The 18481-nt window shown below is 69.9% G+C and carries 17 protein-coding genes; 13 read left to right on the plus strand and 4 right to left on the minus strand.

Annotated elements, in window-relative coordinates; all coding sequences use genetic code 11:
• Positions 1–77: 77 nt before the first annotated feature.
• Positions 78–3638, minus strand: a complete 3561-nt coding sequence (locus tag ACLB1G_RS25320) for an indolepyruvate ferredoxin oxidoreductase family protein (RefSeq protein ID WP_491630032.1) — start codon at positions 3636–3638, stop codon at positions 78–80.
• Positions 3639–3809: 171 nt separating this feature from the next.
• Positions 3810–4748, minus strand: coding sequence for a LysR substrate-binding domain-containing protein (locus ACLB1G_RS25325; protein WP_491630033.1), 939 nt, complete (start codon positions 4746–4748; stop codon positions 3810–3812).
• Between the two features lie 76 nt (positions 4749–4824).
• On the opposite strand from ACLB1G_RS25325, the gene ACLB1G_RS25330 reads away from it, so the two are divergent.
• A complete protein-coding gene (locus ACLB1G_RS25330; protein WP_491630034.1) occupies positions 4825–6039 on the plus strand; it encodes an HD-GYP domain-containing protein in 1215 nt (404 codons plus the stop codon).
• A 64-nt stretch (positions 6040–6103) separates the two neighbouring features.
• Here ACLB1G_RS25330 and ACLB1G_RS25335 read toward each other — a convergent pair whose 3' ends face one another.
• Positions 6104–7141: a GGDEF domain-containing protein gene (locus ACLB1G_RS25335; RefSeq protein WP_491630035.1), complete on the minus strand. Its 1038-nt coding sequence runs from the start codon at positions 7139–7141 to the stop codon at positions 6104–6106.
• A gap of 19 nt (positions 7142–7160) precedes the next feature.
• The gene (locus ACLB1G_RS25340) at positions 7161–7373 is read right to left on the minus strand and encodes a hypothetical protein (protein ID WP_491630036.1); all 213 of its coding nucleotides are present in this window, start codon (positions 7371–7373) and stop codon (positions 7161–7163) included.
• A gap of 30 nt (positions 7374–7403) precedes the next feature.
• Here ACLB1G_RS25340 and ACLB1G_RS25345 point away from each other — a divergent pair, with 30 nt between their 5' ends.
• The 12 genes from ACLB1G_RS25345 (at position 7404) to ACLB1G_RS25400 (ending at position 18473) form a co-directional block, all read left to right on the plus strand.
• Complete coding sequence (locus ACLB1G_RS25345; RefSeq protein WP_491630037.1) at positions 7404–7706, plus strand: Flp family type IVb pilin; 303 nt, start codon at positions 7404–7406, stop codon at positions 7704–7706.
• A 52-nt stretch (positions 7707–7758) separates the two neighbouring features.
• The gene (locus ACLB1G_RS25350; protein WP_491630038.1) at positions 7759–8286 is read left to right on the plus strand and encodes an A24 family peptidase; all 528 of its coding nucleotides are present in this window, start codon (positions 7759–7761) and stop codon (positions 8284–8286) included.
• 83 nt (positions 8287–8369) lie between these two features.
• Positions 8370–9719, plus strand: coding sequence for an ATP-binding protein (locus ACLB1G_RS25355; RefSeq protein ID WP_491630039.1), 1350 nt, complete (start codon positions 8370–8372; stop codon positions 9717–9719).
• Complete coding sequence (gene cpaB, locus ACLB1G_RS25360; protein ID WP_491630040.1) at positions 9716–10546, plus strand: Flp pilus assembly protein CpaB; 831 nt, start codon at positions 9716–9718, stop codon at positions 10544–10546. The genes ACLB1G_RS25355 and cpaB overlap by 4 nt, the downstream gene beginning before the upstream one ends.
• An 8-nt stretch (positions 10547–10554) precedes the next feature.
• Positions 10555–12072, plus strand: a complete 1518-nt coding sequence (locus ACLB1G_RS25365; RefSeq protein WP_491630041.1) for a type II and III secretion system protein family protein — start codon at positions 10555–10557, stop codon at positions 12070–12072.
• Complete coding sequence (locus ACLB1G_RS25370) at positions 12069–12341, plus strand: hypothetical protein (RefSeq protein ID WP_491630042.1); 273 nt, start codon at positions 12069–12071, stop codon at positions 12339–12341. Before ACLB1G_RS25365 ends, ACLB1G_RS25370 begins: the two co-directional genes overlap by 4 nt.
• Positions 12338–13756: a pilus assembly protein TadG-related protein gene (locus ACLB1G_RS25375; protein ID WP_491630043.1), complete on the plus strand. Its 1419-nt coding sequence runs from the start codon at positions 12338–12340 to the stop codon at positions 13754–13756. Before ACLB1G_RS25370 ends, ACLB1G_RS25375 begins: the two co-directional genes overlap by 4 nt.
• Positions 13753–14211, plus strand: coding sequence for a TadE/TadG family type IV pilus assembly protein (locus ACLB1G_RS25380; RefSeq protein ID WP_491630044.1), 459 nt, complete (start codon positions 13753–13755; stop codon positions 14209–14211). Before ACLB1G_RS25375 ends, ACLB1G_RS25380 begins: the two co-directional genes overlap by 4 nt.
• 139 nt (positions 14212–14350) lie before the next feature.
• Positions 14351–14899, plus strand: coding sequence for a TadE/TadG family type IV pilus assembly protein (locus tag ACLB1G_RS25385; RefSeq protein ID WP_491630045.1), 549 nt, complete (start codon positions 14351–14353; stop codon positions 14897–14899).
• A gap of 24 nt (positions 14900–14923) precedes the next feature.
• Positions 14924–16126, plus strand: a complete 1203-nt coding sequence (locus ACLB1G_RS25390) for a CpaE/TadZ family protein (protein WP_491630046.1) — start codon at positions 14924–14926, stop codon at positions 16124–16126.
• Positions 16123–17478, plus strand: coding sequence for a TadA family conjugal transfer-associated ATPase (locus ACLB1G_RS25395; protein WP_491630047.1), 1356 nt, complete (start codon positions 16123–16125; stop codon positions 17476–17478). Before ACLB1G_RS25390 ends, ACLB1G_RS25395 begins: the two co-directional genes overlap by 4 nt.
• Positions 17479–17486: 8 nt before the next feature.
• Positions 17487–18473: a type II secretion system F family protein gene (locus ACLB1G_RS25400; protein WP_491630048.1), complete on the plus strand. Its 987-nt coding sequence runs from the start codon at positions 17487–17489 to the stop codon at positions 18471–18473.
• Positions 18474–18481 lie beyond the last annotated feature (8 nt).

Genomic DNA, 18481 nt, shown 5'->3' on the forward strand with positions numbered 1-18481 from the left:
GTATGTGGCGATCCGGCCGCGATACCGCCGCCGGCGTCGCACCCGCGCACGCGGGTGCCTATGCTGAAGCTGCGCCGTCAGGCGGCGTGCTGGTGTCCCGCATCATGGAAGCGCGCCAGCAGGCGCTCCTGGTCGGCGCGGTAGGCGGCCACCGCCTGTTCCTTCACATGGCCGTAGCCGCGCACTTTTTCCGGCAGCGCGGCCAGTTCCACGGCAATCGCGTGGTTTTCCGGCGTCAGGCCGTCGGCCAGCTGCCGCACCAGGGCGCGGTATTCCGCGATCAGGGTGCGCTCCATGCGCCGCTCGGCCGTGTAGCCGAACAGGTCGAAGGCGCCGCCACGCAAGCCTTTGAGTTTGGCCAGCAGCTTGAATGCGCTGAACATCCAGGAACCGAATTCCGCCTTCACCAGGTGGCCCTGGGCGTCCCTTTTTGCCCACAGCGGTGGCGCCAGGTTGAACTTGAGCTTGAAGTCGCTCTCGAATTGCTGCTTGAGCTGTTCCATGAAGCGGCCATCCGTGTACAGGCGCGCCACCTCGTATTCATCCTTGTAGGCCATGAGCTTGAAGGCGCCGCGCGCCACCGCCATGGACAGCTTGCCACCCAGGCCCAGCGCAGTCTCGCGCTCGCGCACGGCGGCCACCAGCTGCTGGTACTGCGCGGCGTAGGCCGCGTCCTGGTACTCGGCCAGGAAGGCGCTGCGCCTGGCGATCACGTTGTCCAGGCTGTGCGGCATTTGCAGCACCACGGCCTGGGCCGGCGCCGCGCTGCGCTCCACGCGCTTCAGGTCGGCGGCGGCGCGCCGGCCCCACAGGAAAGCCTGCTTGTTGGCCGCCACCGCCACGCCATTCAATTCGATGGCGCGCAGCAGGGCCGCTTCGCTGAGCGGCACGCGGCCGCGCTGCCAGGCATAGCCCAGCATGAACAGATTGGTGGCGATGGAGTCGCCCATCAGCGCCGTCGCCAGTTTGGTGGCGTCGACGAATTCGGTGGCCTCGGCGCCCACCGCTTCCTCGATCAGGCCGCGCACCTGTTCGACCGGATATTCCCAGTCGGCGTTCTGGGCGAAGTGGCCGGTGGGCTGCTGGTGCAGGTTGACCACGGCCAGGGTGCGGCCCGGACGCATCTTGGAGATGGCGTCGGCCGCGCCGGTGGTGAGCATGTCGCAGCCGAGGATCAGGTCGGCCTCGCCGGTGGCGATGCGCTGGGCGCGTAAGTGGGCCGGCGAGCGCGCGATCTTGACGTGCGAGGTGACCGAGCCGTTTTTCTGCGACATGCCGGTCATGTCCAGCACCGAGGCGCCCTTGCCCTCGATGTGGGCCGCCATGCCCATCAGCGCGCCCACCGTGATCACGCCGGTGCCGCCTATGCCGTTGATCAGGATGTTGTAGGGCTGGGCGCAGGACGGCAGCACGGGCGCCGGCAGCTCGCCCCAGCCTTCGTTGGGATCGCTGCGCACCGGGCGGCCTTTTTTCAGGCTGCCGCCTTCCACCGTGACGAAGCTGGGGCAGAAGCCGCGCACGCAGCTGTAGTCCTTGTTGCAGGACGACTGGTCTATGGTGCGCTTGCGCCCGAATTCCGTCTCGCGCGGCAGGATGGAGGTGCAGTTGGACTGCGTGCCGCAGTCGCCGCAGCCCTCGCACACGGCTTGGTTGATCACCATGCGCTTGGCCGGATCGGGGAATTCGTGCTTTTTCCGGCGGCGGCGCTTCTCGGCGGCGCAGGTCTGGTCGTAGATCAGCACCGACAAGCCCGGCACCTCGCGCAGTTCGCGCTGCACGGCGTCCATCTCCTTGCGGTCGTGCAGGCTGACCTGGGCGGGCAGGGCGGAGCGGTCGGTGTAGCGGCCCAGGTCCTCGGTCACCAGGGCAATGCGCTGCACGCCCTCGGCCGCCATCTGCCGGGCGATCATGGGCACCGAGGTCACGCCGTCCACCGGCTGGCCGCCGGTCATGGCAACGGCGTCGTTGTACAAAATCTTGTAGGTCATGTTGACCTTGGCCGCCACGGCGGCCCGTATCGCCAGGTAGCCGGAGTGGAAATACGTGCCGTCGCCCAGGTTCTGGAACACGTGCGGGATGCTGGAAAACGCGGCCTGGCCTATCCAGGGCGCGCCTTCGCCGCCCATGTGGGTGGTCAGCTTGTTGTGCTCGGGGTAGATCGAGGTCGCCATCACGTGGCAGCCGATGCCGGCCAGCGCCAGGCTGCCGTCCGGCACCTTGGTCGAGCTGTTGTGCGGGCAGCCGGAGCAATAGAAAGCGGGACGGAACGGCGTGTGCACGGCTTTTTGCAGCACGGCGTCCTTGGCGTCCAGGAAGGTGAGCCGGGCCTTGATGTGGTCCAGCGTGACCGGATCGGCTATCAGGCGCTTGATGCGGCTGGCGATCACGCGCGCCACCTGCGACACCGAGAAATCGGCCTTGGAGGTCAGCAGCCATTCGCCGCGCGGGGCCACCCATTCGCCCTTTTCGTCGAACTTGCCGATCACGCGCGGGCGCACGTCGTCGCGCCAGTTGTACAGCTGTTCCTTGAGCTGGTATTCGACGATCTGGCGCTTTTCCTCCACCACCAGGATTTCATCCAGGCCCTGGGCGAATTCGCGCACGCCGTCCGGTTCCAGCGGCCACGGCATGGCGACCTTGTACAGGCGCAGGCCCACCCGGGCCGCCATGGCTTCGTCCACGCCCAGTTCCTCCAGCGCTTCCAGCACGTCCAGGTAGGACTTGCCGGAGGCGATGATGCCCAGCCGCGCATCGGGGCTGGTGATGGTGGTGTGGTTGAGGCGGTTCTCTCGCGCATAGGCCAGGGCCGCGTAGATTTTATAGTCCTGCATCAGCGCTTCCTGGTTGCGCGCCTGCTGGCCCAGCGGGATGCTGGACAAACGCGCATTCAGGCCGCCTTCCGGCATCACGAAGTCCTTGGGCAGCTTGATCTCGACGCGGAACGGGTCGGCGTCCACCGAAGCCGAGGATTCCACCGTGTCGGCCAGCGCCTTGAAGGCCACGGCGCAGCCGGAATAGCGCGACATGGCCCAGCCGTGCAGGCCCAGGTCCAGGTATTCCTGCACATTGCAGGGATATAGCACCGGGATCATGGAGGCCGAGAACAAATGGTCGGACTGGTGAGGCAGGGTGGAGGAATAGGCGCCATGGTCGTCGCCGGCCACCAGCAGCACGCCGCCGTGTTTGGCGGTGCCGGCATGGTTCATGTGCTTGAAGACGTCGCCGCAGCGGTCCACGCCCGGGCCCTTGCCGTACCACATGGCGAATACGCCGTCGTACCTGGCCGGGCCGATCAGGTCGACCTGCTGCGAGCCCCACACGGCGGTGGCGGCCAGGTCTTCGTTCACGCCCGGTACGAACTGCACGTGGTGGGCTTCCAGCTGCGCCTTGGCGGCCCACAGGTTTTCATCCAGCCCGCCCAGCGGCGAGCCGCGGTAGCCGGAAATGAAGCCGGCAGTATTCAGGCCGGCCGCCAGGTCGCGCTGGCGCTGCAGCATGGGCAGGCGCACCAGGGCCTGTATGCCCGATAGATAAATGGAACCGGTGGTGGCGGTGTACTTGTCCGCAAGGCTGACCGTGGTCAGCGGGGCCGCGTCCTGGTCGGACGTCTGGTGGCCGGGTGCCTTGGTGGCTGGCATGGCGATGTCTCCGTTGGTCTCAGATCGTGCCGGTCCCTGGGAGCGCCGGATGGACGCGCCGGTAACCAGCCTGCAGCCGCCGGATATGGCGGCTTTTGCGGCCAGTATGCCGCTTGGTTGACGTATACGGAAATAGGGGATGCCTATGGGGGTATCAGAAAAAGTGATGACCTAGCTGACCCTGGCCCCCAGCCACTGCCCGGTCTCGCACAGGCTGGTGCTGACCTGGCGCACCAGGCGCGCCACGGCGGCGGCCGCATTGGTGAGCGGGATGTTGCGCGAGGCGCACAGCACCACGGTGCGCGAAATGGCCGGGCTGTGGATGGGATGGGAGCGCATGCTGCCGGCCGCCAGCTCGGCCAGCACCGGCGCGGCCGGCAGGATGGTGGCGCCCAGTCCGGCCAGGATGGCGGATTTGAGGATGGCGATGGAATTGATTTCCATGGGCGCCGCCACCTCCAGCCCGGCGCCGCGCGCCACCCGCTCGATGCGCGGGCGCACCCCGTGCGGGGCGCCCGGCAGTATCAGCGGCGCCCGCAGCGCTTCGGCCAGGCTCAGGCCGCGCTGGTCCTGCGAGCCGGCGCCGTGCGCCGCGTCGGCGCGGCAGATGAAGCGCAGTTCCTCCTCCACCAGGGGCGTGCAGTCGAAGGCGCCCAGCTGGCCGTCGTCGAACAGCACGGCCAGGTTGACGCGGCCGGCGCGCAGCTGCTCGGCCAGGTTGCCGGTCAGTTCCTCGGTCAGCTGCAGGGTGATTTCCGGATATTGGGCCCGCACGGCCTCCAGCAGCGGCAGGGCCAGCGCGCCGGAGATCGAGTGCGGCAAGCCCAGGGTGACGCTGCCGGCCGGGCGCTCGGCCGACTGCACCACGGCCGAGCGGGCGTCGGCCACCTGCTTGAGGATGGCCTGGGCGTGCTGGTAGAACACCTTGCCGGCGTCCGTGCACAGCACGCCCTGCGGCGAGCGGTGCAGCAGCTGGGCGCCCAGTTCCTGCTCCAGCTGGCGCAGCTGCGCGGTCAGGGCTGGCTGCGCCACGTGCAGCACCCCGGCCGCGCGCGACAGCGAGCCGTGTTCGACAATGGCGACAAAGTAGCGTAGTTGCCTGAGTTCCATGCAGTCCGTAGAGAAACTATTTGTTATACTCGATTGTACTGCGCGCGCTGGCGCGCCTCTTTCAAGGCAGGTCTCCATGCTCAAGAAAGTCCCTTCCGGCCAGCTCAAGGTGGGCATGTACGTCCACGACCTGAGCACCGATTGGCTGAACCACCCCTTCCTGCGCAACCGCTTCCAGATCGCCAGCGAGGAGGAGATCCGCAAGATCATCGCTGCCCGCATCGCCACCGTGGTGATCGACACCGGCAGGGGCCTGGACGTGGACGCCCCCACCGTGCAGGAGGCCGAGGCCGCCAACGAGCAGGAACTGGCGCAGGCGGCTGCCACGCCGCCCCCGGTGCCCAGGGTGGCCACCGGCGAGGAAATGGCGCGCGCCCGCGCCATCCGCCACCAGGCCGCCACCCTGGTGCGGCTGGTGATGCGCGATGTGCGGCTGGGCAAGGCGGTGGAGCTGGACCAGGTCGAGCCGGTGGTGCAAAGCGTGACCGAATCCATCCTGCGCAACCAGGGCGCCCTGGTGGGCCTGCTGCGCATCAAGAACAAGGACGATTACACCTTCCTCCATTCGGTCAGCGTGTGCGCGCTGATGGTGGCGTTCTGCCACGCGCGCGGCCTGGATGCGGAAACCACGCGCCAGGCCGGCCTGGGCGGGCTGCTGCACGACACCGGCAAGTCCATGGTGCCGGACGCCATCCTCAACAAGCCGGGACCGCTGACGCCGGAGGAATGGGAAGTGGTGCGGCGCCACCCGCGCGACGGCTACGAGATCCTGCGCCAGAATCCCGGCATCGGCGCTATCCCGCTGGACATCACCTTGCACCACCACGAGCGGCTGGACGCCAGCGGCTATCCGGAAGGGCTGGACACGGGCGCCATCAGCGAGCTGGCGCAGATGGCCGCCATTGTCGACGTGTACGACGCCCTGACCTCGGACCGCAGCTACCACAAGGGCATGGCGGCGGCCGCCGCGCTGCGCAAGATCCACGAGATGAAGACCCACTTCAACCCGCAGCTGGTGCAGGAATTCATGCGCTGCGTGGGCATCTACCCGGTCGGCACCCTGGTGCTGCTGGAATCGGGACGGCTGGGGGTGGTGGTCGAAGCCCACGAGACCAACCTGCTGGCGCCCAAGGTGCATGTGTTCTTCCACACGCGCCAGAAGCACTACATCAAGCCGGAACTGGTGGACCTGGCGCGCGGCCTGGGCTTTGGCGGCGGCGATCGCATCGTCGGCCATGAATCGCCCGAGAAGTGGCAGGTGGACCCGCTGCGCTTCATTTCCCTGGCCTAGAAGCTGTTCCAGGATCAGCATGGCGAGACGCAACGACGCCATGGTCATTCTGGAACAGCTTCTTCTAGAAGAATTCGACCGTGTCGTTGGAGGCCACGGTCTGCAGCAGGCCGTCGCCCACCAGCTGGTCGTAGTGGCAGGCCAGGTTGCGGCCGTGGCTCTTGGCGTAGTACAGGGCCTGGTCGGCCCGCCCCAGCACCACCACCGGCGCCTCGTAGGGGCGGATGCTGACATAGCCCACGCTGACCGTCACCTTGCCCACCTGCGGGAAGGTGTGCGCCGCCACGTTGGCTCGGAAGCGCTCTATGGTCTTGCTGGCGTCGGCCAGGGTGGAGGAGCGCAGCAGCACCACGAATTCCTCGCCGCCGAAGCGGAACACGCGGTCCTGGGCCCGGAACGATGAGGTCAGCAGGTTGGCGATCAGGATCAGCACCTCGTCGCCGTACAGGTGGCCGAAGCGGTCGTTGACGTGCTTGAAGTGGTCCACGTCCACCACCGCCAGCCATTGCTGCTCCTGCTCGCGCGGGCTGCGCCGCTCCGCCACGCCAGGCAGGGCCGCGTCGCGCGCGCTGCCGGCGGCCAGCATCTTGGCCAGCTGGTCGTCGAAGGTCTTGCGGTTCAGCAGGCCGGTGAGCGAATCGCGTTCGCTGTAGTCCAGCAGGTTCTGGAAGTTGCGGTAGACGCTGACGATGGCGGCGATCAGGTGCATGGTGTCGCTGCTGTAGGGCGCGGGATGGACGATTTCCAGGCAGGTGTCGGCCTTCTCGCCCATCCAGATCGGCAGCCACAGGGTGCGCATGCCGTCCGCGTCGGCGATGTCGGCGCTGGTCTCTCGGCGTGCCAGGCAGGCCGCCAGGGCCGGATAGGCGGCGATGGCCTGGTCCGGGCCCGCCGTGTCGGCCGGTTCCATGCGCGCCTGCTGCCCGGCCTCGGCAATCGCGCGCGGCCGCAGGAACAGCCGGCCGCCCACGCTGGCCAGGGTCCATACCCGCACCCGGCGCGCGCGCGCCAATTCCTGTACCGCCGCGATCACCGAGAGGTCCAGCATCGAGTGGTCCCGGTGGCCGGTCATGTCCACCATGTGTTTCAGTAGCGAATCCATAGCCTTCTCTGGAAGATAGTCACACTGCTGTCGTGTTGCGCCCGTTCCTGGCGCCGGAGAGGCGTGTCGGCAGGCGCACATTGCTGGGATTGCAGGGCCTTCCAAAGGGCAGCTGAACAGGATAATTGCTTTTTGCAAGTAAGGCAATTCGGTTAAGTTCAAAAATGCCATTCTTGCCGAAAATCGCGCGAATTACCGCCACAACTACCGCCACAGCCTCTGCCATCATCATAGAAATAGTTCCATGTGGAAAGCTTGCGTCATGTCAACTCGATGGCTGACGGCTGCCCGTATAGTTGCCTGCAATGGTGCTGAAGTGATGCAAGGCAATGTTTTGCTGGCGCCAGATCCTGTCCACACACTTTGGGAGCCGATGATGAGTACCTTGCTGAGTGCTGCAAAACGTTTCGCCCGCGACGAGCGGGGCATTACCGCGATCGAGTATGGCCTGATCGCGGCCGTCATGGCGGCCGCCATCGCGGCCGCCTTCAAACTGCTGGGCCCGGCGCTGCAAAGCGCCTTCAAAGACATCGCGGACACCATCAATCCGCCGGCCACGCCGTGATGGCGCTGCCCGCCGCCGCAGCCGGCGGCGGGCATTTCCTTGCGATCAAGACATGAACGCCATCGAACTGCTGTTGATACTGCTGGTCGCCCAGGCGGCCGTGACCGACCTGGCGGTGCGCAAGATCCCCAATGTGCTGGTGCTGGGTGGTCTGCTGCTGGCCCTGGCGCTGCACCTGGTGGCCGAACCGCGCTGGGGCGCGGCCGGGTACTGGCTGGCCGGCGCCCTGGCCGGCTTTTTTTTATTCCTGCCTTTGTACGCCGGGCGCGGCATGGCCGCAGGCGACGTCAAGCTGATGGCCATGGTGGGCGCGTTCGCGGGCCCGGGCGGCGCCCTGCGCATCGCCATGCTGACCTGGATGGTGGGCGGCCTGATGGCGTTGGCCATGCTGGCCGCGACCGGCCGCTGGCGCCAGGGCATGCGCAACCTGAGGGTGCTGTGCCGGCCGCTGTGGTGGCGTCTGCTGGGCGTGCCGCTGGCGCCGCTGGCGCTGGAAGAAGGCAGCTCGGCGGGCAGCATGCCCTATGGCCTGGCGATTGCGGCCGGCACCTTCCTGGAGCTGGCCTGGCGCCGCGCCTGACGTCATCTTTTGCTGTTGCTCAATATCCCATCGGAAACGGCAGCCTAGAATGATTCCTCAGTGTAACAAACCGGGAGCCTGCCATGCTGGAACTGGATGTGTCGCCGCCACCCGTGGCGGAAGCGCCGCTGCTGCCGCCCCAGGCGCGCAGCCTGCGCGAGACGGGGCTGGAACACCAGCTGGTGCTGGAGTTGCTGGCCAAGGCCATGTACCTGGGCGGCAAGACCCATCTGCCCATCCTGGCCGGCAAGCTGCGCCTGTCCATCAACGTGCTGCGCGAGGTGCTCGATTTCATGGTGGCCGAGCAGCTCGCCGAGGTCAGCTGGCGCGGCGAGTCCGACCTCGACGTGCAGTACCAGCTGACCGTGGCCGGCAAGGAGCGCGCCGCCGCCTGGCTGGAGCGCAACCCCTACGTGGGGCCGGCGCCGGTGCCGCTGGAGCTGTACCGCGCCGCCGTCGAGCGCCAGGCCGGCCAGCTGCGTCCGCCCACGGCCGATGAACTGTCCGAGGAACTGGCCGACGACTTCCTGCCGGCCGCGCTGCAGGGGCGCCTGGGCGCGGCCCTGCACTCGGGCCGGCCGCTGCTGCTGCACGGCGCGCCCGGCAGCGGCAAAAGCACGCTGGCGCGCAAGCTGGGCGGCTTGCTGCAGGGCCTGGTGGCGGTGCCCTACGCCCTGGTGGCGGGGCGCGACATCATCCAGGTGCATGACGCCGCCGTGCACCTGCCGCCCATGCCGCGCCAGGAGCAGCAGGCGCGCGCGGTGCTGGAGCGGCGCAGCAGCGACACCCGCTGGGCCCTGTGCCGCCGCCCGCTGGTGCTGCTGGGCGCCGAACTGGAGGCGGCCACCCTGGAACTGCGTCCCGATGCGGCGGCCGGCTGCTACCAGGCGCCGCCCCAGCTCAAGGCCAACAACGGCATGCTGGTGATCGACGACCTGGGACGCCAGCGCATCGGCGCCGCCGCCCTGCTGCAGCGCCTGGCGCTGGCCTGTGAGCAGGGCCTGGACCAGCTGGCGCCGCACGGCGGCGGCAACAAGGTGGAGCTGCCGTTCCGGCTGCAGCTGGTGCTGGCCACCAGCGCCGCCCCGGAGGACCTGCTGGACGCGGCCGCGCTGCGCCGCCTGGGCTACCGGGTCGGCCTGGGGGCGCTGGGCGAGGCCGAGTACCGCGGCCTGTTCCGCCTGCAGTGCCGCGCGGCCGGTATCGCTTGCGACGAGGGCGCGCTGCGCCACCTGGTGGCCGAGCTGCACGGCGGCAGCGGCCAGCCGCTGCTGGTCAGCACCCCGCGCGAGATCCTGGGCCGCATCGCCGATTTCGCCGGCTACGCGGGCCAGCCACCGCGCATGACGGTGGCGGCCGTGGAGCAGGCCTGGATCAGCATGTACGCCGGCGCCGCGCCCCATCCGGACCGGCTGGCGGGGAGCCTGGCATGAAGAACCGGCGCGCATTGCTGATGATGGCGCTGGCCGTGGTGCTGGGGCTGGGCGCCGTGCTGCTGGCCTCGCGCTGGCTGCTGCACCGTGGACCGCCGCCGGCCAGCCGCATCGTGGTGGCGGCGGCCGACGTCAGCCTGGGCCAGCGCCTGGGGCCCGACATGCTCAAGCTGGCCGAATGGCCGGCCGACAGCCTGCCGCGCGGCGCCGGGTCCGACCCGGCCCGCCTGGCCGGACGGGTGCTGCGCACCAGCGTGCTGCGCGGCGAGCCGCTGACGGAATCCAAGCTGGCCCCGGTGGGCACCCTGGGCGGACTGTCGGCCCTGATCGCGGACGGCCGGCGCGCCATCACGGTGCGCGTGAACGACGTGGTCGGCGTGGCCGGTTTCGCCCTGCCCGGCAACTATGTGGACATCATCGTCCACACCCAGGCCGAGGGCAGCGGCCAGGCCATCTCCAAGATCGTGCTGGAGCGCATCCTGGTGCTGGCGGTGGCGCAGGAGGTCAGCCGCGACGAGACCCGGCCGCGCGTGGTGAACGCCGTCACGCTGGAGGTGACCCCGTCCCAGGCCGAGCAGCTGGACCTGGCGCGCGGCGTCGGCAGCCTGTCGCTGGCGCTGCGCAACCAGATCGACCCGCGCCCCGGCACCACGTCCGGCGCCACCAAGGCCAGCCTGCTGGGGATGGCGGAGGCGGCGGCGCCGCCCGCTGCCACCGCTGCAGTCGCGCCGCAGCCGGTCCCGCACCGGGTGCAGGCCGCCGCCGCCCCGCCGCGCCAGTGCAGCGGCGTGATCGACGGCATGCGCAGCGCGCGCGAATGCCTGTGAGGCCGGCCATGGCTACCCGTATCCCGCCTGGTATCACCATCCCCATGCCGGCCGCCGTCCTGGGCGCCGGCCTGGCCCTGGCCCTGGTCGCCGCGCCGCCCACCGGGGCCGCCACCCAGGCCGCCACCGCTCCCCAGGCCGCCACCGCGCAGTCACGGCCCGGCCAGCCTTCGCCGTCCTCCCGGGGCGCGGCGGATGGTCCCGCGCTGAGCTGCGCGGCCCAGGCCGGGCTACCCGGCGCGCTCACCCTGGCGCTGGGCAAATCGACCATGGTGCGCCTGCCCGAGCCGGTGCAGAACCGCAGCGTCGGCAACCCGGCCGTGCTGCAGACCATGCTGGTGGCGCCCGATACCCTGTACGTGGCGGCGGCCGACATCGGCAGCACCAACATGATCGTGCAGGGCAGGAGCGGGGTGTGCAGCGTGGTCGAGGTCACCGTGGGCCTGGACCCGGCCGCGCTGCAGGCCGCCCTGGCCGAGCTGATGCCGGAGCAGAAGGGCATACGGGTCAGCGCCGCCGCCGACACCCTGGTGCTGAGCGGCAGCGTGGACGATGGCGAGACCGCCGACCGTGTGATGGAGCTGGCTGCCGCCTTCGTGCGACGCCCGGCGCGCGCGCTGTCGCTGCGCGGCGGCGAGGAAGCCCAGGCCGCCGGCGCCGCCAGCAGCCTGAATGCGTCCAGCCCGCGCCTGGTCAACCTGATGAACGTGAATGCGCCGCAGCAGGTCATGCTGGAGGTGAAAATCGCCGAGGTCTCCAAGACCCTGCTGGAGCGGCTGGAGCTCAACACCGGTATCACTTTCGGCTTTGGCGGCTGGACCGGCGCCCTGCTGTCGAACTTCCTGAGCGGCGCCGCGCGCGGCGCGCTGTCGCTGGCGCGCACGGACGGCAAGCACCTCACCGCCAACGCGGAAAAGCAGGATGGCCTGCTGCGCATCCTGGCCGAACCCAACGTGATGGCGGTCAGCGGCCAGGAGGGCAGCTTCCTGGCCGGCGGCAAGATCTTCGTGCCGGTCTCGCAGGACAACAACAAGGTCACGCTGGAAGAAAAGGAATACGGCGTCGGCCTGCGCTTCACGCCCACCGTACTGGCCGGCGGCCGCATCAACCTGCGGGTGGCGCCCGAGGTGTCCGAGCTGTCGCGCGAGGGCGTCGGATTGTCGGTTTCCGGGGGCGGCGCCGGTTCCGTGCTGCCCCTGATCACCACCCGGCGCGCCGCCACCACGCTGCAGCTGTACGACGGCCAGAGCTTTGCCATCGGCGGCTTGCTGAAGAACAACCAGACCAGCAACATCCACGCCATGCCGCTGCTCGGTGAGCTGCCGGTGCTGGGCGCGCTGTTCCGCAGCACCGACTTCCAGCACGACCGCAGTGAACTGCTGTTCGTGGTCACGGCGCACCTGGTCAAGCCGCTGCCGCCCGGACTGGCCCTGCCCACCGACGCCACCACCACGCCCGGGCGCGCCGGCCTGTTCCTCGGCGGCCGCATGGAAGGCCGCCCCTCAGACAAGGAGCAACAGCCATGAGATCCGTTCCCCCTGTGCTGCCGGCCGCCTTGCTGGCTGCCCTGTTGTCCGGCTGCGCCGCCACCAGCCCGCACTGGGATCGCCATTACGGCCAGGCCGCGCGCGCCGCGCTGGCGGCCCAGGTGCTGGACCCGGAGGCGGCCGGCCATGCGCCGCCCGGGGGCGGCATCGATGCGCGCGCCGCGCGCGCCGCCTACCAGCGCTACCAGCGCAGCTATGCCGAACCGCCGGCGCCGGCCGCCTTCACCATCGGCGTGAGCGCCAAATGAAGGCGTGCGCTGGTTTCGCCCGCGCGCGCCAGGGCGGGGTCCTGATGGTGTGCTTCGCCATGATGCTGGTGGCGCTGCTGGCCTTCATGGGACTGGCGCTGGACCTGGCGCGCGCCTACAGCCGCAACGCCGAGCTGCAGCTGCTGGCCGACGACGTGGCGCTGGCCGCCGCCGGCGTCCTGACCGGCGCCAGCGAGGGCGTCAACGCGGCGGTGACGCAGGCCGCCACCGTGGCCGCCGCGCACCGCTATGCGATGGCGACCGGGGTGCGCTGGAATCCCGACGCGCTCAGCTTCGGCAGCGATCCCGGAGCGCCGGCCGGCGCCTGGCGGAGCGCCGCCGCCGCCGCCGCCGCGCCGGACGGGCTGCTGTATGCGCGTGTCGACACCGCGCGGCTGGACCCCGCCCACGGCGAGGTGGCGCTGACCCTGCTGCGCGCCATCCTGCCGGGACGCCAGGCGCTGCAGCTGTCGGCCCTGGCCGTGGCCGGCCATGGCCAGCTGCGCGTCACGCCGTTGGCGCTGTGCCCACTGTCGGCCACGCCCGCCGCCGCGCGCAGCCACAGCGGTCTGGCGCCGGAACTGGTCGAATACGGCTTCCGGCGCGGTGTGGCCTACAACCTGCTGCAACTGAACGGGGCCGGCGCCAGCCCCGAGCACTTCCTGCTGGACCCGCTCGATCCCCTGGGTGCGCCGGGCGCCGCGGCCAACCTGGGCAGCAGCGTGCTGGCGCCATTCTTCTGCAGCGGCAGCGTGCCGCTGGCGCGCATCGGCGGCGCCGACATCACCGTGGCGCGCGGCACGCTGCCGTTCGCGTTGTACCCCCAGCTCAATTCCCGTTTTGCCCAGGGCCTGGGCACGGTGTGCCGCAACAGCGTGGCGCCGCCCGACACCAACATCCGCACCCACAGCGGCAGCTGGATGAGCGTGGCTCCGGCCGCCAGCGCCGCCCCGCGCGTGCAGGACGGCCAGCTCGCCACCGTGGCCGAGCGCAGCGCGCCGATGGCGGCCGGCGACAATGCCGCTTCCTACGGGCCGCTCTGGACCTATGGGCCGGCGCTGCAGTCGGACGCGGCGCGCACGCCCTACACGGTGGCCGACTGGAGCAAGCTGTACCCGACCGACAGCGCGCCGCAGCCGGCCAGCGCGGTGTACACGGTGCCGCCCTACCAGCGCACCACCTCGGCCTATTTCCTGGCGCCGGGCTCGGCCTACAGCGCGGTGGCCGAGCGCCGCATGCTGAATATCCCCTTGCTGCAATGTCCGGTGGCGGCTGGCGCCGTGGCCCAGGCGCGGGTGATAGGGGTGGGACGCTTCTTCATGCTGGCGCCGGCCACTGGCAGCACCATCATCGCCGAATTCGCCGGCGCCGTGGCCGAGCAGTCGCTGGGCGGCGCGGTGGAGCTGCTGCGATGAAGCCGGCGCGCCAGCGCGGCATCGCCGCCATCGAACTGGCCCTGATCATGACGGCCATTGCCTTCGTGGTGCCGCTGACCGTGGCCCTGGGCGGCATGTTCCGCAACTACACCGTGCTGCAGCTCAGCGTCAACGCGGCGGCGCGCTACCTGGCCTCGCTGCCGGTGGCGGAAATCAAGTCCTACGACGCCAGCGACACGGCGGTGGAAGTGGTCAAGAGCATCGTGCGCGACAGCGCCGTCGACGCCAACCTGGTGGTGATCCCGGGACGCAACGCCACCTCCGTCAAGTGCGACAGCCTCCTGTGTAGCACCTCCACCGCGATCCCAGCCACGGTCACGGTCAGCCAGGTGCTGGTAATAGGCGCCGGCAATTTGCCGGGCCTCAGCTACCTTACTGGAGCTAGCGATGGCTATACCATTACCATTACCAGCACGGTGCCCTATGGCCGCTGACAGGCCGCTTCAACAAGACCGTGGGGTCGTTGCGGCGTCTCGCCGTGCATGGCGCACTGTCTTCGCCGCCGCGCCTCGCCACGCTCATGTTGAAGCGGCGGCCTGCAGGCAGCTGCGGCGCGAGCGCGGCGCGGCGCTGGTGGAACTGGCGCTGGCGCTGCCGGTGTTCCTGCTGTTTATGTTCGCCATGCTGGAACTGTTCCGCGCCACCTATGTGTGGAACAGCACCCAGGAAGTGACGCGGCGCGCCGCTCGCGCCGCCTCGGTGATGGACTTCTCGGACGGCGCCGCGCTGGACGCGCTGCGCCAGGCCGCGGTGCCGGGCAGTTCCAGCGGCGTGCTGCCGCTGGGCGGCGCCATCACGGCGGCCGAGATCCGCATCGACTACCTGTGGCTGGGCAGCAGCGCCGTCCAGCCGCAGGAAATGGCCACGCTGCCGGACAGTCCGGGCCGCAACGCGGTCAACTGCGGCGCCGATCCCCATGCCGCCAACTGCATCCGCTTCGTGCGCGCGCGGCTGTGCGCACGCGGGGCTGCCCCGGCCTGCGAGCGCATCGCCTATCGCCCGCTGCTTGCGCTGGCGAGCGGCCTGTTCGTGCGTGACGGCGCCGCCTTTATGTACCTGCCGCTGGCCACCACGGTGGTGCGGGCCGAGTCGCTCGGCTACCGCGCCGGCCGGCCGGATTGAACCACCACCTTCCAAGGACCATACATGAAAGCGCTGATCATAAGCCGTGACCGCCAGCTGCTGGATGAACTGGCGGCCCAGGGCGCCGCCCGTATGCCGCCGCTGCAGCTGGCGGCCTCGCGTGCCGGCCTGCGCGACGCCGTCGAACGGGTGCTGCCGGAAGCGCCGCAGCTGGTGCTGGTGGACGCCGGCGAGGACGGCGCCGACAGCCAGGACGGCGACCAGCAGGGCGAATTGCTGGAGCGGCTCGGCCGCCTTTATCCGTCCGCCTCCTGGATGCTGCTGGCGCGCGCGCCGCGCCAGGACCTGCTGATACGCGCCATGCGCGCCGGCATGCGCGAGGTGCTGGCGCTGCCGCTGGTGCACCGCGCCTTCCACGAGGCCATGGACCGCATCGAGGTGGCCGCCGGCGTGACCCGCGCGCGCGACGGCAAGGTGCTGGCCTTCATCTCCTGCAAGGGCGGCAGCGGCGCCACCTTCCTGGCCACCAACTTCGGCTTCGCCCTGGCCGCGCTGGCGGAAAAGCGGGTACTGCTGATCGACCTGCACGGCCAGTTCGGCGACGCTACCCTGTATGTGTCGGACCAGAAGCCGGCCATGACGCTGTCCGACATCTGCGCCCAGATAGGCCGCATGGACGCCGCCTTCCTCGATTCCTGCCTGGTGCACGTGGCGTCCAACTTCGGCGTGCTGGCGGCCGCCGACGACCCGCAGCGGGCGGTGGACATGAAGCCGGAGCACATGGACGCCATCCTGCGCGTGGCGCGCCAGCACTACGACTACGTGGTGCTGGACGTGGGACGCCAGATCGACGCGCTGTCGCTGCGCGCGCTCGACCATGCCGACGCCATCCATCCGGTGCTGCAGCTGGCCCTGCCCGACATCCGCGACGGCCGCCGCCTGCTGGACATCTTCCGCTCGCTCGGCTACCCGGCCGAACGGGTGCGCCTGATCGTCAACCGCTACGAGAAGGGCGGCAAGCTGCGCCTGGCGGACCTGGAGCAGGCGCTGGGCGCCGACGTGGTGCACACGGTGCCGAACGATTACCTGGCCGCCACCGACTCGGTCAACCAGGGGGTGCCGGTGCTGCAGCTGTCGCGCGCCAGCCCGGTGGCGCGCAGCCTGGCCGAGCTGGTGGAACTGGTCACGGCGCGCCGCGTGGCCGAGAGCAAGGGGCTGTTCGACCGCCTGTTCGGGCGGGAAACCGAGATGAGGAGAAAACCATGAGCTTACGCGAACGCCTGGCCCTGGCCGACGACGGCCGCAGCGAGGGCGGCGTCCGGGGCGAAGCCCCGGGCCTGGCCGCCAGCGCCTACCAGCATCTGAAAAAGAGCATGCACCAGACCATCCTGGACCGCATCGACCTGGAGCGCTTGAAGCGCCTCACGCCGGAGCAGTTCAAGCACGAACTGGCGCTGCTGGTACAGCGCATCATCGAGGACGAGCGCATCGTGCTCAACCAGCACGAGCGCCACAACCTGGTGCTCGACATCCAGCATGAGATGCTGGGCTTCGGCCCGCTGGAGCCGCTGCTGGCCGACGGCGGCGTGTCCGACATCCTGGTCAACACCGCCAGCCAGGTGTACGTGGAACGGTGCGGGCGGCTCGAGCTGACCCCTGTGACCTTCCACGACAACGCCCACCTGATGAAGATCATCGAGAAGATCGTCTCGCGCGTGGGGCGGCGGGTGGACGAGTCCAGCCCCATGGTGGACGCGCGCCTGCCGGATGGTTCGCGGGTGAACGCCATCATCCCGCCGCTGGCGGTGGATGGCCCCATCCTGTCGATACGGCGCTTCTCCAGCCATCCGCTGACGGTGGCCGACATGCTGCGGTACAAAAGCCTGGCCCCGCCCATGGTCAAGGTGCTGGAGGCGCTGGGCCAGGCCAAGGTCAACATCCTGATCTCGGGCGGCACCGGCAGTGGCAAGACCACCCTGCTCAACGTGCTGTCCGGCTTCATTCCGTCCTCCGAGCGTATCGTCACCATCGAGGACGCTGCCGAGCTGCAGATGCGCCAGCCGCACGTGGTGCGGCTGGAGACGCGTCCCCCGAACATCGAGGGCAAGGGCGAAGTCAACCAGCGCTCGCTGGTGCGCAACGCGCTGCGCATGCGGCCCGACCGCATCATCCTGGGCGAGGTACGCGGGGCCGAGGCGCTCGACATGCTGCAGGCCATGAACACCGGCCACGAGGGCTCGCTGGCCACCATCCACTCCAACACCCCGCGCGACGCCCTGGCGCGGCTGGAGAACATGGTCGGCATGGCGGGCGTCAACCTGACCCCACGGGCGGTGCGCCAGCAGATCTGCTCGGCCGTGACGGTGGTGATGCAGGTATCGCGGCTGACCGACGGCGCCCGCAAGCTGGTCAGCATGCAGGAGATCACCGGCATGGAGGGCGAGGTGATCGCCATGCACGAGATCTTCCGCTACGAGCAGACCGGGGTGGCGGCCGGCGGCGCGGTGCAGGGCCGCTACCACGCCACCGGGGTGCGGCCGCGCTTTGCCGAGCGGCTGCGCATGTATGGGGTGCCGGTGCCGGACGCGCTGTTCGACCCGGACCGGGTGTACGAATAGGAGGGCGCATGGACATGATCTTCCCGGCCTTCGCCGTGCTGCTGTTCGCGGCCGTGATCCTGCTGGTGGAGGGGGCCTGGCTGTGGTGGTCGGCCAGCCACGGCGGCGGTGCGCGCCGCATCGCGCGCCGTTTGCGACTGATGTCGGCGCGCGGCGAGGGTGGCGGCGAGCGGGGCATGGAGCGCGGCATCCTCAAGCAGCGCCGCTATGCGGACAGCCCGGCCCTGGAGCGCTGGCTGCGGCGGGCGCCGCGCCTGGCGCTGCTGGACCGCCTGCTGCAGCAGGCCGGGGTGCGCTGGTCGGTGGCGCAATTCCTGGGCTGGACGCTGGCGCTGGGCCTGGCCGGGCTGCTGCTGCCGCCGCTGCTGGGCATGCCACGTCCGGCCGCCCTGGCCGCCCTGTGCGGCTGCATCCTGCTGCCGGCCGTGGTGCTGCTGCGCCAGCGCGCGGCGCGCCTGGGGCGCCTGGAACAGCAGTTGCCGGAAGCGGCCGACTTCCTGGAACGCGCGCTGCGCGCCGGCCACTCGTTCGCCAACGTGCTGCAGATGGTGGGCGAGGAGCTGCCCGATCCCATGGCCGCCGAATTCCGCTTTGCCTACGAGGAAATCAACTACGGCGTGCCCATGGCCGAGGCGCTGCACAACCTGGCGCAGCGGGTGCCGCTGACCGATTTGCGCTACCTGGTGATCGCCGTGCTGATACAGCGCGAATCGGGCGGCAACCTGGCCGAGGTGATGGGCAGCATAGGGCGGCTGATACGGGCCCGCCTCAAGCTGCTGGGCCAGGTGCGGGTGCTGTCGGCCGAGGGCCGCATGTCGGCCTGGATACTTAGCCTGCTGCCGCTGGCCGTGATGCTGGTCATGTCGCTCACCAATCCGCAGTACATCAGCGTGCTGTGGACCGATCCGGCCGGGGTGCGGCTGATGTGGTACGCCGCCGGCGCCAGCCTGGTGGGCGTGGCCTGGATGCGGGCCGTGATCCGCATCCGCGTGTGAGGGGGGAT

This window comes from Duganella kummerowiae, from assembly GCF_053572355.1.